Annotated in this window: 17 protein-coding genes; 15 read left to right on the plus strand and 2 right to left on the minus strand. The window is 59.8% G+C overall.

The annotated features are described in order from the left end of the window. The first annotated feature begins 29 nt into the window (after nt 1-29). From ACIOWE_RS03770 to ACIOWE_RS03785, 4 genes are read left to right on the plus strand one after another with little or no spacing between them, the layout of a single operon-like run. Nucleotides 30-1,547 (plus strand): TolC family protein, encoded by a 1,518-nt coding sequence (locus ACIOWE_RS03770; RefSeq protein WP_401387537.1) that lies wholly within the window; start codon nt 30-32, stop codon nt 1,545-1,547. Further along, nucleotides 1,531-2,139, plus strand: coding sequence for an adenylyl-sulfate kinase (cysC, locus tag ACIOWE_RS03775; RefSeq protein ID WP_401387539.1), 609 nt, complete (start codon nt 1,531-1,533; stop codon nt 2,137-2,139). Before ACIOWE_RS03770 ends, cysC begins: the two co-directional genes overlap by 17 nt. Next, a complete protein-coding gene (locus ACIOWE_RS03780) occupies nt 2,136-2,921 on the plus strand; it encodes an aspartyl/asparaginyl beta-hydroxylase domain-containing protein (protein WP_401387774.1) in 786 nt (261 codons plus the stop codon). Before cysC ends, ACIOWE_RS03780 begins: the two co-directional genes overlap by 4 nt. Continuing rightward, on the plus strand, nt 2,909-3,853 hold the full coding sequence (locus ACIOWE_RS03785) for a sulfotransferase family protein (RefSeq protein ID WP_401387542.1): 945 nt from the start codon (nt 2,909-2,911) through the stop codon (nt 3,851-3,853). The genes ACIOWE_RS03780 and ACIOWE_RS03785 overlap by 13 nt, the downstream gene beginning before the upstream one ends. A 71-nt stretch (nt 3,854-3,924) precedes the next feature. On the opposite strand, the gene ACIOWE_RS03790 is transcribed toward ACIOWE_RS03785, so the two are convergent. Together ACIOWE_RS03790 and ACIOWE_RS03795 are read right to left on the minus strand one after the other, a co-directional pair. Continuing rightward, nucleotides 3,925-4,683 (minus strand): slipin family protein, encoded by a 759-nt coding sequence (locus ACIOWE_RS03790; protein ID WP_003220464.1) that lies wholly within the window; start codon nt 4,681-4,683, stop codon nt 3,925-3,927. A 2-nt stretch (nt 4,684-4,685) separates the two neighbouring features. Further along, nucleotides 4,686-5,216 (minus strand): NfeD family protein, encoded by a 531-nt coding sequence (locus ACIOWE_RS03795; protein ID WP_401387545.1) that lies wholly within the window; start codon nt 5,214-5,216, stop codon nt 4,686-4,688. A 174-nt stretch (nt 5,217-5,390) separates the two neighbouring features. On the opposite strand from ACIOWE_RS03795, the gene ACIOWE_RS03800 reads away from it, so the two are divergent. From ACIOWE_RS03800 to ACIOWE_RS03850, 11 genes are all read left to right on the plus strand, one after another. After that, a complete protein-coding gene (locus ACIOWE_RS03800; RefSeq protein ID WP_401387548.1) occupies nt 5,391-5,852 on the plus strand; it encodes an aminoacyl-tRNA deacylase in 462 nt (153 codons plus the stop codon). A gap of 154 nt (nt 5,853-6,006) precedes the next feature. After that, on the plus strand, nt 6,007-6,252 hold the full coding sequence (locus ACIOWE_RS03805) for a DUF2789 domain-containing protein (protein ID WP_401387550.1): 246 nt from the start codon (nt 6,007-6,009) through the stop codon (nt 6,250-6,252). 93 nt (nt 6,253-6,345) lie between these two features. Next, the gene (locus ACIOWE_RS03810; protein ID WP_064389060.1) at nt 6,346-6,591 is read left to right on the plus strand and encodes a type II toxin-antitoxin system Phd/YefM family antitoxin; all 246 of its coding nucleotides are present in this window, start codon (nt 6,346-6,348) and stop codon (nt 6,589-6,591) included. Then, nucleotides 6,581-6,862 (plus strand): type II toxin-antitoxin system RelE/ParE family toxin, encoded by a 282-nt coding sequence (locus ACIOWE_RS03815; RefSeq protein WP_064389059.1) that lies wholly within the window; start codon nt 6,581-6,583, stop codon nt 6,860-6,862. The genes ACIOWE_RS03810 and ACIOWE_RS03815 overlap by 11 nt, the downstream gene beginning before the upstream one ends. Before the next feature lie 143 nt (nt 6,863-7,005). Next, a complete protein-coding gene (locus ACIOWE_RS03820) occupies nt 7,006-7,434 on the plus strand; it encodes a MarR family winged helix-turn-helix transcriptional regulator (RefSeq protein ID WP_401387554.1) in 429 nt (142 codons plus the stop codon). Then, on the plus strand, nt 7,431-9,494 hold the full coding sequence (locus ACIOWE_RS03825; RefSeq protein WP_401387557.1) for an FUSC family protein: 2,064 nt from the start codon (nt 7,431-7,433) through the stop codon (nt 9,492-9,494). Before ACIOWE_RS03820 ends, ACIOWE_RS03825 begins: the two co-directional genes overlap by 4 nt. Next, entirely contained in the window at nt 9,491-9,700 is a 210-nt protein-coding gene (locus tag ACIOWE_RS03830) for a DUF1656 domain-containing protein (RefSeq protein ID WP_401387559.1), read from the plus strand. Before ACIOWE_RS03825 ends, ACIOWE_RS03830 begins: the two co-directional genes overlap by 4 nt. Continuing rightward, nucleotides 9,697-10,599 carry an efflux RND transporter periplasmic adaptor subunit gene (locus ACIOWE_RS03835; protein ID WP_401387562.1) on the plus strand — a complete coding sequence of 301 codons (903 nt, stop codon included), beginning with the start codon at nt 9,697-9,699 and terminating at the stop codon, nt 10,597-10,599. Before ACIOWE_RS03830 ends, ACIOWE_RS03835 begins: the two co-directional genes overlap by 4 nt. After that, nucleotides 10,596-12,038 carry an efflux transporter outer membrane subunit gene (locus tag ACIOWE_RS03840; protein WP_401387565.1) on the plus strand — a complete coding sequence of 481 codons (1,443 nt, stop codon included), beginning with the start codon at nt 10,596-10,598 and terminating at the stop codon, nt 12,036-12,038. The genes ACIOWE_RS03835 and ACIOWE_RS03840 overlap by 4 nt, the downstream gene beginning before the upstream one ends. Nucleotides 12,039-12,131: 93 nt before the next feature. Continuing rightward, nucleotides 12,132-12,767 (plus strand): hypothetical protein, encoded by a 636-nt coding sequence (locus ACIOWE_RS03845; RefSeq protein WP_064117438.1) that lies wholly within the window; start codon nt 12,132-12,134, stop codon nt 12,765-12,767. Nucleotides 12,768-13,059: 292 nt separating this feature from the next. Beyond that, complete coding sequence (locus tag ACIOWE_RS03850) at nt 13,060-14,565, plus strand: YdgA family protein (protein WP_401387568.1); 1,506 nt, start codon at nt 13,060-13,062, stop codon at nt 14,563-14,565. Nucleotides 14,566-14,764: the final 199 nt, after the last annotated feature.

A 14,764-nucleotide genomic window follows, 5' to 3' on the forward strand; every position in this document is an offset into this window, starting at 1 on the left:
ACTGTGCGGGACCTAGGGGCGATCCAGGGATGAAGAAAAGTCAGAAGTTGTTCGGCGCCAGCCTGCTGGCGCTGGCGATCAGCGGATGTGCAGTAACCAGTGAGCCGATTGAACGCAGCGTCAGTGAGCAGCGGGCGAAAACCGATCTGCAAAGCATGTACAAGGATCAGGAACCGCTGCGCGGCCCGTTGACCCTGCACCAGGCCATGGCCCGAGCGGTGAAATACAACCTCGAAGGCCGTTTGAAAATCATGGAGGAAGCGCTGGCCAAGCGGCAGCTCGACCTCGCCAGTTTCGACATGTTGCCGCGTATGGCACTGGACGCCGGCTACGTCGGGCGTAACAACGTCAATGCCTCCAGCAGCCAGAGCGTGCGCACCGGCACGCAGTCTCTGGAGCCGTCGACCTCGCAGGATCGTGACCGCGATGTCGCCGACCTGACCATGGTCTGGAACGTCCTCGACTTCGGTGTCAGCTACATCAGCGCCAAACAGCAGGGCGATCAGCGTCTGATCGTCCAGGAACGGCGGCGCAAAGTGATCAACACCATCGTTCAGGACGTGCGCTCGGCCTATTGGCGGGCGATGGCCGCCGAACGTCTGCTCAAGCAGATCGACAGCCTGATGGCGCGGGTGCAAACCGCCCGCGACAACAGCCAGACCCTGAGTGATCAACGCATTGGTGATCCGGTGCAATCGCTGGGTTATCAGCGTTCGCTGATCGAAGCCACCCGACAGCTGGAAGAGCAGCGCCGTGCGCTGTCGCTGGCGAAAACCGAGCTGGCGACCCTGATCAACCTGCCGTTGGGCACCAACCTGACCCTGGCCACCGATGACGGCTATCAGATTCCCGAGCTCAAGGTCGATCTGGCCAAACTGGAACAGGAAGCCCTGACCAGCCGCCCGGAACTGCGCGAACAGGATTACCAGACGCGCATCAGCGCGGCGGAAACCCGCAAAGCCATGCTGCGTCTGTTGCCGGGCCTGGAGTTTTCGGCAGGCGGGCATTACGACAGCAACTCGTTCCTGGTCGAGCAGGGTTGGGCCGACTACGGCGTCAAAGTCACTTGGAACCTGTTCAACGTGATTTCCGCCCCGGCGGCGATCAACGTCGCCAAGGCCGGTGAAGAAGTCGCCACTGCGCGACGTCAGGCGATGTCGATTGCGGTGCTGGCGCAGCTCTATGTGGCCAACGCCAACTATCAAGAAGCCCTGCGCCAGTTCAAGACCAACCAGCAACTGTCGGACATCGACGGGCAAATCGTCGGTCAGTTGCGCAATCGGCATCAGGCTGCCGGGATTGGCGAACTGGAGCTGATTCAGGGTGAGCTGAACAACCTGCAGGCGGATCTGCGTCGCGACCTGTCGTACGCCGATCTGCGCAATGCCTACGGCCAGATCTTCGCCAGCGCCGGCCTCGATCCGTTGCCGGATCAGGTGCAATCCACTGAAGTGCAGTCGATCGCCACCGCACTGGCCAATCGCGAGTCGGCATGGGCGGCGGGGGATATTTCGGTGCGAGAGGTGACCCATGCTCCGGCGCAATAATGATGTGCTGGCGCCGAGCGCCAGCGTCAGTCGCACGCAAAGCGAGGCCCGTAACGGCCATCGCGGTGCGGCGATTTTACTGACCGGTTTACCGGCAGCGGGCAAATCGACGCTCGCCCAGGCATTGCATGCGCAATTGTTTGGGCTTGGTGTGCAGAGCTTAGTACTTGATGGCGATGGTTTGCGCATCGGCCTCAACCGTGACCTCGGTTTCACCGACAGTGACCGGCTGGAAAACATTCGCCGCGCCAGCGAGCTGGCGGCGTTGCTGGTGGAAAACGGGCAGATCGTGATTCTGGCGATGATCGCGCCGCTGGCAGAACTACGCGAAGTGTTTGCTGCGCGCTTGGGTGGGGACTATCGCGAAGTCTGGTGCAACGCAGCGCTGGCGGTGTGTGAACAACGTGATCCGAAAGGGCATTACGCCCGTGCGCGACGTGGTGAACTGCCTGGGTTTACCGGGGTGTCGGCGCCCTACGAGCCACCGTTGCAGGCATCTTTGGTGGTCGACACCGGCGCGCATTCGGTCGAGGCCTGCCTTGATCGTCTGCTGACCTGGCTCGGCGAATGTTCGGTGTTGCCAAACGCATGAACCGGCCGGCGTTTTCGCGTTTGCCGGTGACGCTGGATCTGCCGCTGTTGTTGCAAGCGCTGGCGGCGATTGCCGATGACGCTTGGCGCAGTCACTTCAATACGGACTACTTTTCGGGCGACTGGAGCGGCGTGGCGCTGATTTCGGCGGCTGATGCGCTGACCGAGTTATCCCCCGGACGCGGCGCGCCTTTGTGCCGCGCACCGTGGTTGCTGGATGATCGCTGGCAACAAGGGCTGCGCGATCTGCCGTTGACGATCGTCAGCGCCCGTTTGTTGCGCCTGGGGCCGGGTGGACGGATTCATGAACACCGGGACTACGATCTCGATGGCCCGGACGCCGATCTGCGCCTGCATATCCCGTTGCTCAGCCCGCCCGAGGTGGACTTCTGGCTAGATGGCCAGCGGATCCCGATGAGGGCGGGGGAATGCTGGTTTCTCGATCTGGCGCGAGCGCATCGGGTGGACAACCGCGATACATCGGCGCGGGTTCATCTGGTCCTCGACTGCCGGCCCGAAGCGTGGCTGGGGGAGAGAATTGCCGAAGGCGTGGCGAGTACGCCTGAAGCGGAGTTGGCCGAGACCACGTTGCAGTGTTTTCAACGGCTGGTCGCCAACGATGACTCGCTGTCGCTCGCCTTGCGCGAGCTGCACGATCCTGAGCAGTTCATCTCCCGAACCCTGGAACTGGCTGCCGCACAAGGCCTGCCGTTCTCCCGCGAAGAACTGCGCGCAGCGATGCGCAACGGTCGTCGGCAATGGAATGAGCAATGGAGCGGCTGAACTTCGATGGCTGGTTGCCGATTCGTATCTGGCCGGTTGCCGGGCAGTGGCAGGTGGACTGGTGCTGGTTCGGTGACAGGCCGCTGCACCAGCCGTTTTTCCGCGACGCGGTCGACGATGCACTGCGTCTGCCGTTCAATCAGGCTTTCCGTCGGCAGACACCGCTGGCGGCACTCAGCGATTGGCACGCGCAGAATCCGGGCTTGACGCCAAGCGCGTTCATTCTGCACGCCTCGCGCTGTGGCTCGACGCTGATCAGCCAGATGCTCGCCCGACTCGATGATCACATTATCGTCTCCGAACCGCCGCCGCTCGATGCGTTGTTGCGCAGTGATTTACCTGCGCCTGAGCGTCGGGCCGCGATCGTCGGGCTGCTTTCGGCATACGGGCAGCGTCGCCGCGGCGTGGAACAGCGCCTGGTGATCAAACTGGATGCCTGGAACATCGGCGAGTGGCCGCGGTTGCAGGAATGTTTTGCGGATACGCCGTGGTTGTTTGTGTATCGCGATCCATTGGAAATCGCCGTCTCCCATTTGCACCGCCCGGGCATGCACATGGTGCCGGGCATGCTCGGTGATTGCGTGCTGGAGGATGGTTTGCCGTTCGCCGGCCGCGAGGGTTTCATCGCCCGACGCTTGGGGCGGTTGCTTGAGGCCGGGTTCATCCATTGCCGCGACTCGGGCGGGCTGCCGGTGAATTACAGCGAGTTGCCAGATGCAATGGCGGGGCGGTTGGCGCGGTTCTTTCGCCTCGATGATGTACAGCGCGGGAAAGTGTTTGCGGCGGTGGATTTACATGCGAAGCAGCCGTCGCAACCCTTCGTTGCCGATGGTGAAGACAAGCGTCGCGAGGCTTCGGCGTTGATGAAAGAGCGAGTGCGTCACTTTACTCAGCGTTCTTTTGTGGATCTGGAGTTGCTGCGCAACTTGTGAAAGATCGCAGCCTTCGGCAACTCCTACACGTGTCCCTGTACGAGTTGCCTAAAGCTGCGATCTTTTGCTTTTCAGGATTTTCCGGACAAATCCGCCATCCCTTTAAGTAATTCGATCGGCAGCGGAAAGACAATCGTCGAGCTCTTGTCTCCGGCAATCGAGCTCAAGGTCTGCATGTAACGCAATTGCATGGCGCCAGGCTGGCGACCGAGCATTTCAGCCGCCTGCATGAGTTTTTCCGACGCCTGCAACTCGCCTTCGGCGTGGATCACTTTCGCTCGCCGCTCCCGTTCCGCTTCAGCCTGTTTGGCGATCGCCCGGACCATCGACTCGTTGAGGTCGACGTGCTTGATCTCGACATTGGCGACTTTGATGCCCCAGGCGTCAGTCTGCGCGTCGAGCACTTGCTGGATATCGATGTTCAGTTGCTCGCGCTCGGCCAGCAATTCATCCAGTTCATGTTTGCCTAGCACGGCGCGCAATGTGGTCTGGGCCAATTGGCTGGTGGCCGAAAGAAAATCCTCGACCTGAATGATCGCCTTCTGCGGATCGAGCACGCGGAAATACAGCACCGCGTTGACCTTCACCGAAACGTTGTCGCGGGTGATCACGTCCTGCGGCGGCACATCGAGGACGACGGTACGCAGGTCGACCCGGACCATTTGCTGCACCACCGGAATCAACAGGATCAGCCCAGGGCCTTTGACCTGCCAGAACCGCCCGAGCTGGAACACCACGCCGCGCTCGTATTCGCGCAGGATGCGGAACGTCGACCCGGCAAGGGCGATCACCAATAACAGCAGCGCAACAAAACCGATTTGCAGACCCATGATCACTCTCCGTGTTGAGCCGCGTCAGTCGCGGTGACTTTCAGCAATAAGCCTTTACGCCCGACTACGCGCACCGATTGCCCGCTATGCAGCGGCGTGGCGCTGAGGACCTGCCAATGTTCGCCTTGCAATTGCACCCAGCCGTTATGGGCGTTTTCCGGCTGAACACCGGTCACCGCCGTGACACTGCCGACCAGACCGGCATCGCCACTGACGGCGTGGCGCGGTCGGGTCTTCAAGGCGCGGATGATCAGTGCAAGGAGCAATAGGGCGCTGATCAGGCCGAGGCCGATCATCATCGGCACCGGCAGTTCGGCATTGCCCAGGATCAGCGCACCGATGATGAACATGATGATCCCGCCCAGGCCGATCACGCCGTAATTGGGCAGGGCGGCTTCGGCGATCAGGAAAACGATGCCCAACGTAATCAGCCACAACCCTATCGGGCTCATGGCTGGCAACGGCGTGTCGGCAGCGAGTACCGATCCGCTGATCAACAGAAGCAAGGCAAACGCACAACATCGGCTGTTCACGTGACCCTCCGCGAGAGTCCTGGCTGGTTCTTTCAGTCTAGTTGAGGGTTGCGCTGGATGAATTTTGATCAATGTGCGGATGTGTCCGGTGAGCGGATTTCCCTTCGGCGGCAGCCTGTCGAACTAGACTCAAAGACACAGGAACAAACGTTCAGCGCAATACCGAGGTGCATCATGCGTATGGCCAAAAAAGTGCAAGGCAGCCTGACCCGGGCGCATTGCGAGTACGACATCCTCGCCCATCCGCACTCGTCCAGCAGCCTGGAAACCGCCCGCGTTTCCGGGGTTCCGGCCGAGCGAGTGGCGAAATCGGTGATCCTCGACGACCATCACGGGCATTACCTGATGGCGGTGCTGCCGGCCAGTCGGCATCTGGACTTGAGCAAGGTGCGCAACAGCGGCGAATGGCAGATCACCCGCGAAAGCAACCTGGCGCACATCTTCGACGACTGCGAGCGCGGCGCGGTGCCGCCGCTGGGAGATTCCTACGGGCTGGACATGGTCATCGACCCGCTGCTGACCCGCCAGCAAGACATCTATCTGGAGGCCGGCAACCATCACAACCTGCTGCACATGAGCATGCCCGAATTCCTGAAAATGGTGCCGCATGCCGAGGTGCGGGAGTTGAGTCATTAGGTTTTTCAGCGCCAGTGCTGACGCCATCGCGGGCAAGCCACGCTCCCACAGGTTTTGAGGTGTACACACATTTTGTGTTTCCCTGAAAGTCCTGTGGGAGCGGGCTTGCCCGCGATTAATTTTCCTGACACCGCTAATTTCAAGGATCACTGCAATGGAAAGTCCAACCCATAGCCTTCCCTCCCTCTTCAAACAACTCGGCCTGGACAACGACCCGGTCAGCATTGATCAGTTCATCGCCACCCATTCCCCGTTGAAACCCGAACTGCATTTGGCGGACGCGTTTTTCTGGACGAAGTGCCAAGCGGATTTTCTGCGGGACGAGATTCTTGATGATGCGGATTGGGCGGAGGTGGTGGATCAGTTGAATGTTTTGTTGCGTAAGGGGCGTTCAGGTTAATCAACTTCTGCCCGTTGTCATTTAGCTAAAGTTGCCAGTTGTTGATGATCGAAAAATAGACCAAAATCACGACCTCAATAGAGGTCTTTTATTATGCAGAATGTTCTAGCCGATATGGCTGTCAGTGTTTCCGAACTAAAGAAAAACCCCTCCGCCGTTTTGAGCGGCGCTCATGGCGGCGCTGTGGCCGTTCTCAATCACAATCGCGTCATGGGTTATATGGTGCCTGCCGATGTTTACGAAGCAATGATGGAGAGGCTTGATGATCTAGAGCTTGCTGAAATCGTTCGCGCCCGCAGCCATGAGACGCCAATTTCGGTAAGCCTGGATGACCTATAAGCTCGAATTTCTGCCGTCTGCTCATAAAGAGTGGAATAAGTTGGGTCATACGCTTCGAGAACAATTCAAAAAGAAGCTTGGTGAGAGGTTGAAGCTGCCGCGGGTCTCTGCTGATGCGCTGCATGGAATGCCTGACTGCTACAAAATCAAGCTTAAGGCTTCCGGTTATCGCCTGGTTTATCAGGTGATTGATGAACGCGTTGTCGTCTCTGTGGTTGCAGTGGGCAAACGTGAGCGCAGTAGTGTTTACGAGAATGCGAAAAAGCGTTGAGTAGCCACTGAATAAAATTCTACTGGCTCGAATAGGTTCAATTGTTTCAAAACTTGACTGAATTTCCCCACCAATGCGATATTGATAGTTAGCAAACTAACAGTGTGCATTGTCCCGTGCCCGATACCCTCGACGCTCTCCAGATGAACATCAGCAGTGCCATGGTGGTGGCCGCCAGGCATTGGCGGAAGATCTGCCAGACCACGCTGGTCAACTATGGAATTTCCGAAGCCTGCGCCGTGCCGCTGTTGATGATCGGCAGGCTTGGCGAGGGTGTGCGACAGGTGCAGGTGGCGCAGGCGGCCGGGATGGAGAGTCCGTCGCTGGTGCGTCTGCTCGATCAGTTGTGTCATGCCGGGTACGTCTGCCGTACCGAAGATGCGCAGGATCGCCGCGCCAAGTGCCTGAGCCTGACCGACAGCGGTCGTGAACTGGTGCAGGCGGTCGAGATCGAACTGGTGCGCTTGCGTCATGAGGTGCTCGAAGGCATCGATCAAAGCGATCTGGAAGCTACGCTTCGGGTACTCAGAGCTTTTGAGGCGGCCAATCCGCCAGTGGTGGTCAATTCTTGAACGGTTTTTTCACTGGCATTCCGCCGGCCCGGGACTGGTTCTACGGGGTTCGTACTTTTGCAGCGTCGATGATCGCGCTGTACATCGCCTTGCTCATGCAAATGCCGCGTCCGTATTGGGCGATGGCCACGGTGTACATCGTCTCCAGTCCGTTCCTCGGGCCGACCAGCTCCAAAGCCTTGTACCGCGCCATCGGCACCTTTCTCGGTGCGGCGGCAGCGGTTTTTTTCGTGCCGATGTTTGTGCAGAGCCCGTATGTGCTGGTGGTGGTGATTGCGCTGTGGACGGGGATTCTGCTGTTCCTGTCCCTGCATCTGCGCACGGCCAACAGCTACGCGCTGATGCTCGCCGGTTACACCTTGCCGCTGATCGCCTTGCCGACAGTGGATAACCCGCTGGCGGTGTGGGACGTGGCGGAAGCCCGTACCGAAGAGATTTTCCTCGGCATCGCCGTCGCCGCTGTGGTGGGTGCGATGTTCTGGCCGCGTCGTCTGGCGCCTGTGTTCAACGATGCCGTGAGCAAATGGTTCGCCGACGCGACAACTTACAGCCTGAAATTCCTCAGCCGCGACGTGCAGCCCGAAGAAGTCACCACGCTGCGCATGGCCATGGTCGCCAATTTCAACAGTCTTGAACTCATGATCGGCCAGTTGCCCCACGAAGGTTCGCGGCCGCAAACCGTGCGCAACACCAAGGAATTGCGCGGGCGAATGATCCATCTGTTGCCGGTGATCGATGCCCTGGAAGATTCGCTTTACGCCCTTGAGCGACGCACGCCGGAGCTGGTGGAAAAGTTTGCGCCACTGCTCACCGCCACCCGTGAATGGCTCGGGCACAAGGATGCCGATCTCGACCGCTGGCAAGCCTTGAAAGATCAGCTCGAAGCCCTGCAACCGAGCGCCGAAGCGCTGGAAGATCGCAAGCAATTGCTGTTCTCCAATTCGATTTATCGCCTCGGTGAGTTCATCGATCTATGGCAGGACTGCCGCAGCCTGCAGGATGCGATTCTCTGCGAGCGTCAGGACAGTTGGCGCGCGGTTTACCGGCACTGGCGCCTCGGTCGCCTGACGCCGTTTATCGACCGTGGCCTGATGCTGTATTCGGTGGCCTCGACGATTCTGGCAATCATCGTTGCCTCGACGCTGTGGATTCTGCTTGGCTGGCCGGATGGCGGCAGTGCGGTGATTCTGGCAGCGGTGGCGTGCAGTTTCTTCGCCTCGATGGACGACCCGGCGCCGCAGATCTACCGGTTCTTTTTCTGGACCGGGATGTCGGTGCTGTTCGCCAGTCTTTATCTGTTTTTGATCCTGCCGAACCTGCACGACTTCCCGATGTTGGTGCTGGCGTTCGCCATCCCGTTCATTTGCGTGGGTACGCTGACCGTCCAGCCGCGCTTTTACCTCGGCATGCTGCTGACGCTGGTCAACACTTCGTCGTTCATCAGCATCCAGGGCGCTTACGACGCGGACTTCTTTGCTTTTGTGAACTCCAACCTGGCCGGCCCCATGGGTTTGCTGTTCGCGTTTATCTGGACCTTGATCGCCCGCCCGTTCGGCGTCGAACTGGCGGCCAAACGTCTGACCCGTTTCAGCTGGAAGGACATCGTGCACATGACCGAGCCGGCCAACCTTGCCGAACACCGGCAACTGGGCGTGCAGTTGCTCGACCGTCTGATGCAGCACTTGCCACGGCTGGCGATGACGGGCCAGGACACTGGCATCGCCATGCGTGAAGTGCGCGTGGGTCTGAACCTGCTCGACCTGCTCGCCTACACCCCGCGAGTGACCGGCGCACCGAACGTTTTGTTGCAGCAAGTGGTCAGTGAAGTCGGCGAGTATTTTCGCGCCTGCCTCAAGGCCGGCGAACGCTTGCCGGCGCCTGCCGCATTGCTGATGACCATGGATCGCGCTCGCCGCGCACTCAATGGTCACGGCGATGATGAAACCCGTCTAAACCTGTTGCACGCCTTGAGCGGTTTGCGTCTGGCGTTGCTGCCCGGTGTTGAATTCGTTTCCAGCGCCGAGCCCGAAGAACCGCTGCCCGATGGAGCGCCCCTATGATCGGTGATCTGGACATCAGCGGCATTTTCCTGCCGACCTTGCTGGTGGTGATGGGCATCACTTATGTGCTGTTTTTGTTGGTGCACGGCGTGCTCACGCGCGTGCACTTTTACCGTCTGGTCTGGCACCGGGCATTGTTCAACGTGGCCCTCTACGCGGTACTGCTGTACGGCGTGGACTCACTCAGTCGATACCTGATGACATGAAAAAACCGTTTTTGACCATTGGTCGCGTGGTACTGACCCTGCTGATCGTGACTTTTGCCGTTGTCCTCGTCTGGCGCATGGTGATGTATTACATGTTCGCGCCGTGGACCCGTGACGGCCATATTCGCGCCGACATCATCCAGATCGCTCCGGACGTGTCCGGTCTGATCCAGCAGGTTGAAGTGAAAGACAACCAGTTGATCAAGCGCGGCCAGGTGCTGTTCAGCATCGATCAGGACCGTTTCAAACTGGCCCTGCGTCAGGCCAAGGCAGCCGTCGCCGACCGCGAAGAAACACTCGCCCAGGCGCAGCGTGAAGCCAAGCGTAACCGTGGCCTCGGCAACCTCGTGCCGGCCGAGCAACTGGAGGAAAGCCAATCGAAAGTCGCCCGTGCGCAATCGGCGCTGGCCGAAGCGCTGGTGACCGTGGACAGCGCCCAACTCAACCTCGACCGCTCGGTGATCCGCAGCCCGGTGGACGGCTACGTCAATGACCGTGCGCCGCGCCCGCAGGAGTTCGTCACCGCCGGACGTCCGGTGTTGTCGGTGGTCGACAGCAACTCGTTTCACATCGACGGTTATTTCGAAGAGACCAAACTCGACGGCATTCATGTCGGCCAATCGGTGGATATCCGCGTGATCGGTGACAAAGCCAAGCTGCGCGGGCATGTCGAAAGCATCGTCGCCGGTATCGAAGACCGTGACCGCACCAGCGGCAGCAACTTGTTGCCCAACGTCAACCCGGCGTTCAGCTGGGTGCGGCTGGCGCAGCGGATTCCGGTGCGGATCGCCTTTGATGACGTGCCGGAAGACTTCCGCATGATCGCCGGGCGTACGGCCACGGTGTCGATCATCGACGATCAGCCAGTCGACAATCGCAAGCAGGAGCCCGGGAAATGAACAGGGCGCTGATGATCGCCGGATTGGGCGTGATGCTCTCGGCCTGTCAGATGGTCGGGCCGGATTATCACGTGCCCGAAGACGCGGCAGTCCAGCGCAAGGACTTTCAGGGCGAATTGGCGGTGGACGGCAAACCGGTGGTGTCGGCGCCCGTGCCGGCCGACTGGTGGCGCTTGTACAAGGATCCGCGTCTGGATCAACTGGTGCAGCAGGCCATGGCCTCGAACACCGATCTACGCGTTGCGGCGGCTAACTTGCAACGAGCCCGTGCTCAGGTCGATGAGGCCGAAGCGGCCGGTGGCTGGAGCGCTGGCGTGAAAATGGGCGCGCAGCGTTTGCAGGAATCCGGACAGGCATTCTTGTTGCCGGAAAAAGTACCGGTGGCCAATGTCGGCGATATTGGCATCAGCGCGTCGTACCAGTTCGACCTGTGGGGCACGCTGCAACGCGGGATCGAAGGCGCAAAGGCCAATGCCGACGCGACTCAGGCTGCCGCCGACACCGCACGCATCACGTTGGTGGCGGACGTGGTTCGTGCCTACACGCAAGTCTGCGCGGCCAACGAAGAACGGGAAATTGCCCAGCATTCCCTTGATCTGCAATCGCAAGGCACCACGCTGATCCAGCGTTTGCGCGATGCCGGCCGTGGCGACGAAACCCAGGTCACCCGCTCGCAAACCCAATTCAAATCCCTGCGCGCCGACATGCCGCGTTATGAAGCGACGCGTCAGGCCGGGCTGTTCCGCCTGTCGATGTTGCTGGCGAAACCGGTCGATCAGCTGCCTGCCGGCACCGCGACCTGCGCCGATTTGCCGAAAATCGCTCAGTTAGTTCCGGTCGGTGATGGTGCTGCGCTGCTCAAACGTCGTCCGGACATTCGTCAGGCCGAACGACGTCTGGCGGCCGCGACCGCCGGCATCGGTGTTGCCACCGGCGAGCTGTACCCGGACATCAGCATCGGCGCGACCATCGGCACCGTCGGCATCATCGACGACCTCGGTGATCCGTCGACCAACCGCTGGGGCTTCGGACCGTCGCTGAGCTGGAAAGTACCGACCAACGGCGCTCGTGCGCGCATTCGCGAAGCAGAAGCGACCACACAGGGCGCGCTCGCGCATTTCGATGGCATAGTGCTTAACGCCATTCGCGAAACCCAGACCGGCCTGGCCCAATACACGGCGTTGCTGCAACGTCGCGATGCGCTGGCCGATGCCGAGCAATCGGCGAAACTGGCTGCAGACCAGACTCACCGCTTCTTCCAGGCCGGCCGCGAGTCGTTCCTCGCCGACTTGCAAGCGACCCGCACCTACACCGATGTCACCGCGCAACTGGCCGCAGCCAATACGCAAGTTGCCATGAGCCAGATCGATTTGTTCCTTGCCCTCGGCGGCGGTTGGGAAAGCGGACGAACGCAAGCTTCAAGCGCGAGCAAACCCTGACGCCGTAGCTATGCTTTGAAGTGTTGGAAGGGTGCCTCGAGCAACGCACCCTTCCAGCGCACATTGCTAGCGCTGGTCTAGGGGAAACCAATAATGAAAAACCCTTACGCTCTCGGCTTCTGGTGCGCCCTCGCAGCGCTGGTGCTGCTCTCGGCCACCTATTTCTACGGCATCATGCTGGCCCATCAGATCGACAAGGCGATGGTGTTCCTCGACAGCGCGACGGCGCTGATCGCGGTCATGGCCATCGTCGTCGTGGCGTGGGCCTCGGTTCAGGTGCAGCGCGTCAAGAAAAGACAACTTGAGCAGGGTAAAACCCTGGTGTTGATCTGGGACACCAAAGTCGCCCTGCGTCGGGTCGAAACCGTGTTCGACCGGTATTTCTGGGGCAGCTACTGGCAGCCTGGGCGAACTTTCGCCGAAGTCATGGGCGAACTCACCGGCACGCCGCTGGAAAAAAGCCTCGAAGCGCTGAAGAAGCAGTGCCTGGAACTCGACAAACAGATCGCCGATGAGGGCTGGCACTGGTTGAACAATGCCCGCGAACTGTCGGACGTTGCCACGGCCATGGCCCGTGAGCGTTATCAGCTGGATTTCTGCGACCCGCGCGCGGATGGGCCGGGCGGGGCGGTGATCGATCGGGATTTTGAAGTGCTGGTGTACACCTGGACCGCGCGGCTGAAAAGCTTTGATCATCAACTGGATGAGATCGAGGTTCAGTATTCCTGATTCTTCGCTAAGTCATCTGACCCCTTCGCGAGCAGGCTCGCTCCCACAGGTACAGCGTTGTCCTTGTGGGAGCGAGCCTGCTCGCGAAGGCGGACTGAAAAACACCGAAACTCTTCGCACCTGCCCACTGTCCACTCTCCCCATAGACACTCTTTCACCTTTAAACATTGGGCCGCCTCGTGCCGCCAGTGCTAATCTCCACCGCTAATTCAAGCGGAGTCGAGCCGCGACCCGGTCACGGGTTCAGGGAAGACGACCACACTCACAGCCACGGAAATCGATCAGGTCATTCATGAATAAATCAGCAGGCGTGCTTCTCGGAATTGTTGTTGCCATCGGCGCGATCAGCGCAGGCGGGGCCTGGTACACCGGGACCAAGATCGAAGGCGTACTGAATAACGCCGTCAGCAATGCCAACAAAGAGCTGCAAACCGCCATGGCCGGCTCCAACGGCACCGCGTCGCTGGAACTGGTGTCGCTGGAGCGTCACACCTTCACCAGCACCGCGCACTATCGCCTCAAGGGCGAAGGCGAGATGTTCGGCGACAAACCGGTCGAGCTGCTGTTCGTTGACCACATCGAGCATGGTCCGCTGCCGTTCTCGCGTCTGGTCTCGCTGAAATGGCTGCCGGTCATGGCTACCAGCAACTATGAGCTGGAAAAGAATCCGGCCACCGAGAAGTGGTTTGCCGCCACCAAAGGCGCCGCACCGCTCAAAGGCGTGACCAGCATTGGCTACGACGAATCGACCACCAGCACCCTCGACCTGCTGCCGTTCGAAACCGCGCTGGATGAGCAGTCGAGCCTGAAGTTCTCCGGCCTGACCATGAATATTTCCGCCAGCGCCCAGGCACAGAAGGTCAAGGCTGACGGCTACATGGACAACCTGAAGCTGGTGACCGTGGCCGAAGATCAGGCACCGGTACAGGTCGAACTCAACGGTCTGACGCTGGCCAGCAACCTCGCCAAGAGCAGCTATGGCTACTACACCGGCGAAAACACCCTGGTGCTGACCAACAGCAAAACCACCTTCGGCACCAAGCAATCGGTGCTTGGCGTGAAGAACTTCGAAATGAAGAACCTCACCGAAGAAAATGGCAGCAATGCGTCCGGTCGTGCTGACTACAAGATTGGTGAAGTCAGCCTCAACGACAAGAAAATTGGTTCGGCAAACCTGGCCTTGAGCCTGAAGAACCTCGACATCCCATCGACGATGTCGCTGATGCAGATCTACCAGACCAAATTGCAGCCGTATGAAAAGGCTGCCGCCGAGGCCACCGCTCAAGGTTTGCCAGCACCCGAGCTGAACCTGACCGACGCTGAAAATGCACAGGTCAAAGCCGATCTGCAAAAACTCCTCGCGGCCGGCCCGCAGATTGCCCTGGAAAACCTCTCGTTCAACACCGCCAACGGTGAGAGCAAGGCCAATCTCGTCATTGACCTGACCAAACCGCAATCGATGGATCTGCCGCCGGATCAACTGGGCAAACAACTGATCGCGTTGCTCGACCTGAATATCCAGGTGTCCAAGCCAATGCTGGTCGATTTGCTCAGCGTACAGGCGCAACTGGATGGTCAGACTGACGCCAAAGCCATCGTCGATCAATCCAAGGAAGCGGCCGACATGTTCGCCGGCATGGCGGTCGGTTCGCAATTGGCCGTCGTCGACGGCACCAACGTCGTGACCAAGCTGCATTACGCCGCCAATCAGGTGGAATTCAACGGCCAGAAAATGACCGTTGAGCAGTTCGTCGGTTTCCTGATGAGCAAGTTCGCAGGCGTCACGCAAGTGCAGTAATCCTGCGTTCTAAATAGCTACGCCCGGCCTCTGTATTGCACAGACGCCGGGCGTTTTGCTGTGTGGCGTTCGGGTTTTCACTGCTTCGGCTGAGCCGCCCCCACGATTCTGAACAATTATTGTGTTCTGAATACTGGTCTACGCTTGCATGCAAGACTGCCTGACTAAGCTTGGCCGAGATGTTGTATGTCCCGGCCAA

The organism is Pseudomonas sp. NPDC087598, from assembly GCF_044743525.1.
In the GTDB taxonomy this organism is placed as follows: Bacteria; Pseudomonadota; Gammaproteobacteria; order Pseudomonadales; family Pseudomonadaceae; genus Aquipseudomonas.

Excerpts from the sequence above, each read along its gene's own strand:
- ACIOWE_RS03770 (WP_401387537.1), top strand. The coding sequence starts at position 30 with ATGAAGAAAAGTCAGAAGTTGTTCGGCGCCAGCCTGCTGGCGCTGGCG.
- cysC (WP_401387539.1), top strand. The coding sequence starts at position 1,531 with ATGCTCCGGCGCAATAATGATGTGCTGGCGCCGAGCGCCAGCGTCAGT.
- ACIOWE_RS03780 (WP_401387774.1), top strand. The coding sequence starts at position 2,136 with ATGAACCGGCCGGCGTTTTCGCGTTTGCCGGTGACGCTGGATCTGCCG.
- ACIOWE_RS03785 (WP_401387542.1), top strand. The coding sequence starts at position 2,909 with ATGGAGCGGCTGAACTTCGATGGCTGGTTGCCGATTCGTATCTGGCCG.
- ACIOWE_RS03790 (WP_003220464.1), bottom strand. The coding sequence starts at position 4,683 with ATGGGTCTGCAAATCGGTTTTGTTGCGCTGCTGTTATTGGTGATCGCC.
- ACIOWE_RS03800 (WP_401387548.1), top strand. The coding sequence starts at position 5,391 with ATGCGTATGGCCAAAAAAGTGCAAGGCAGCCTGACCCGGGCGCATTGC.
- ACIOWE_RS03805 (WP_401387550.1), top strand. The coding sequence starts at position 6,007 with ATGGAAAGTCCAACCCATAGCCTTCCCTCCCTCTTCAAACAACTCGGC.
- ACIOWE_RS03810 (WP_064389060.1), top strand. The coding sequence starts at position 6,346 with ATGCAGAATGTTCTAGCCGATATGGCTGTCAGTGTTTCCGAACTAAAG.
- ACIOWE_RS03815 (WP_064389059.1), top strand. The coding sequence starts at position 6,581 with ATGACCTATAAGCTCGAATTTCTGCCGTCTGCTCATAAAGAGTGGAAT.
- ACIOWE_RS03820 (WP_401387554.1), top strand. The coding sequence starts at position 7,006 with ATGAACATCAGCAGTGCCATGGTGGTGGCCGCCAGGCATTGGCGGAAG.
- ACIOWE_RS03830 (WP_401387559.1), top strand. The coding sequence starts at position 9,491 with ATGATCGGTGATCTGGACATCAGCGGCATTTTCCTGCCGACCTTGCTG.
- ACIOWE_RS03835 (WP_401387562.1), top strand. The coding sequence starts at position 9,697 with ATGAAAAAACCGTTTTTGACCATTGGTCGCGTGGTACTGACCCTGCTG.
- ACIOWE_RS03840 (WP_401387565.1), top strand. The coding sequence starts at position 10,596 with ATGAACAGGGCGCTGATGATCGCCGGATTGGGCGTGATGCTCTCGGCC.
- ACIOWE_RS03845 (WP_064117438.1), top strand. The coding sequence starts at position 12,132 with ATGAAAAACCCTTACGCTCTCGGCTTCTGGTGCGCCCTCGCAGCGCTG.
- ACIOWE_RS03850 (WP_401387568.1), top strand. The coding sequence starts at position 13,060 with ATGAATAAATCAGCAGGCGTGCTTCTCGGAATTGTTGTTGCCATCGGC.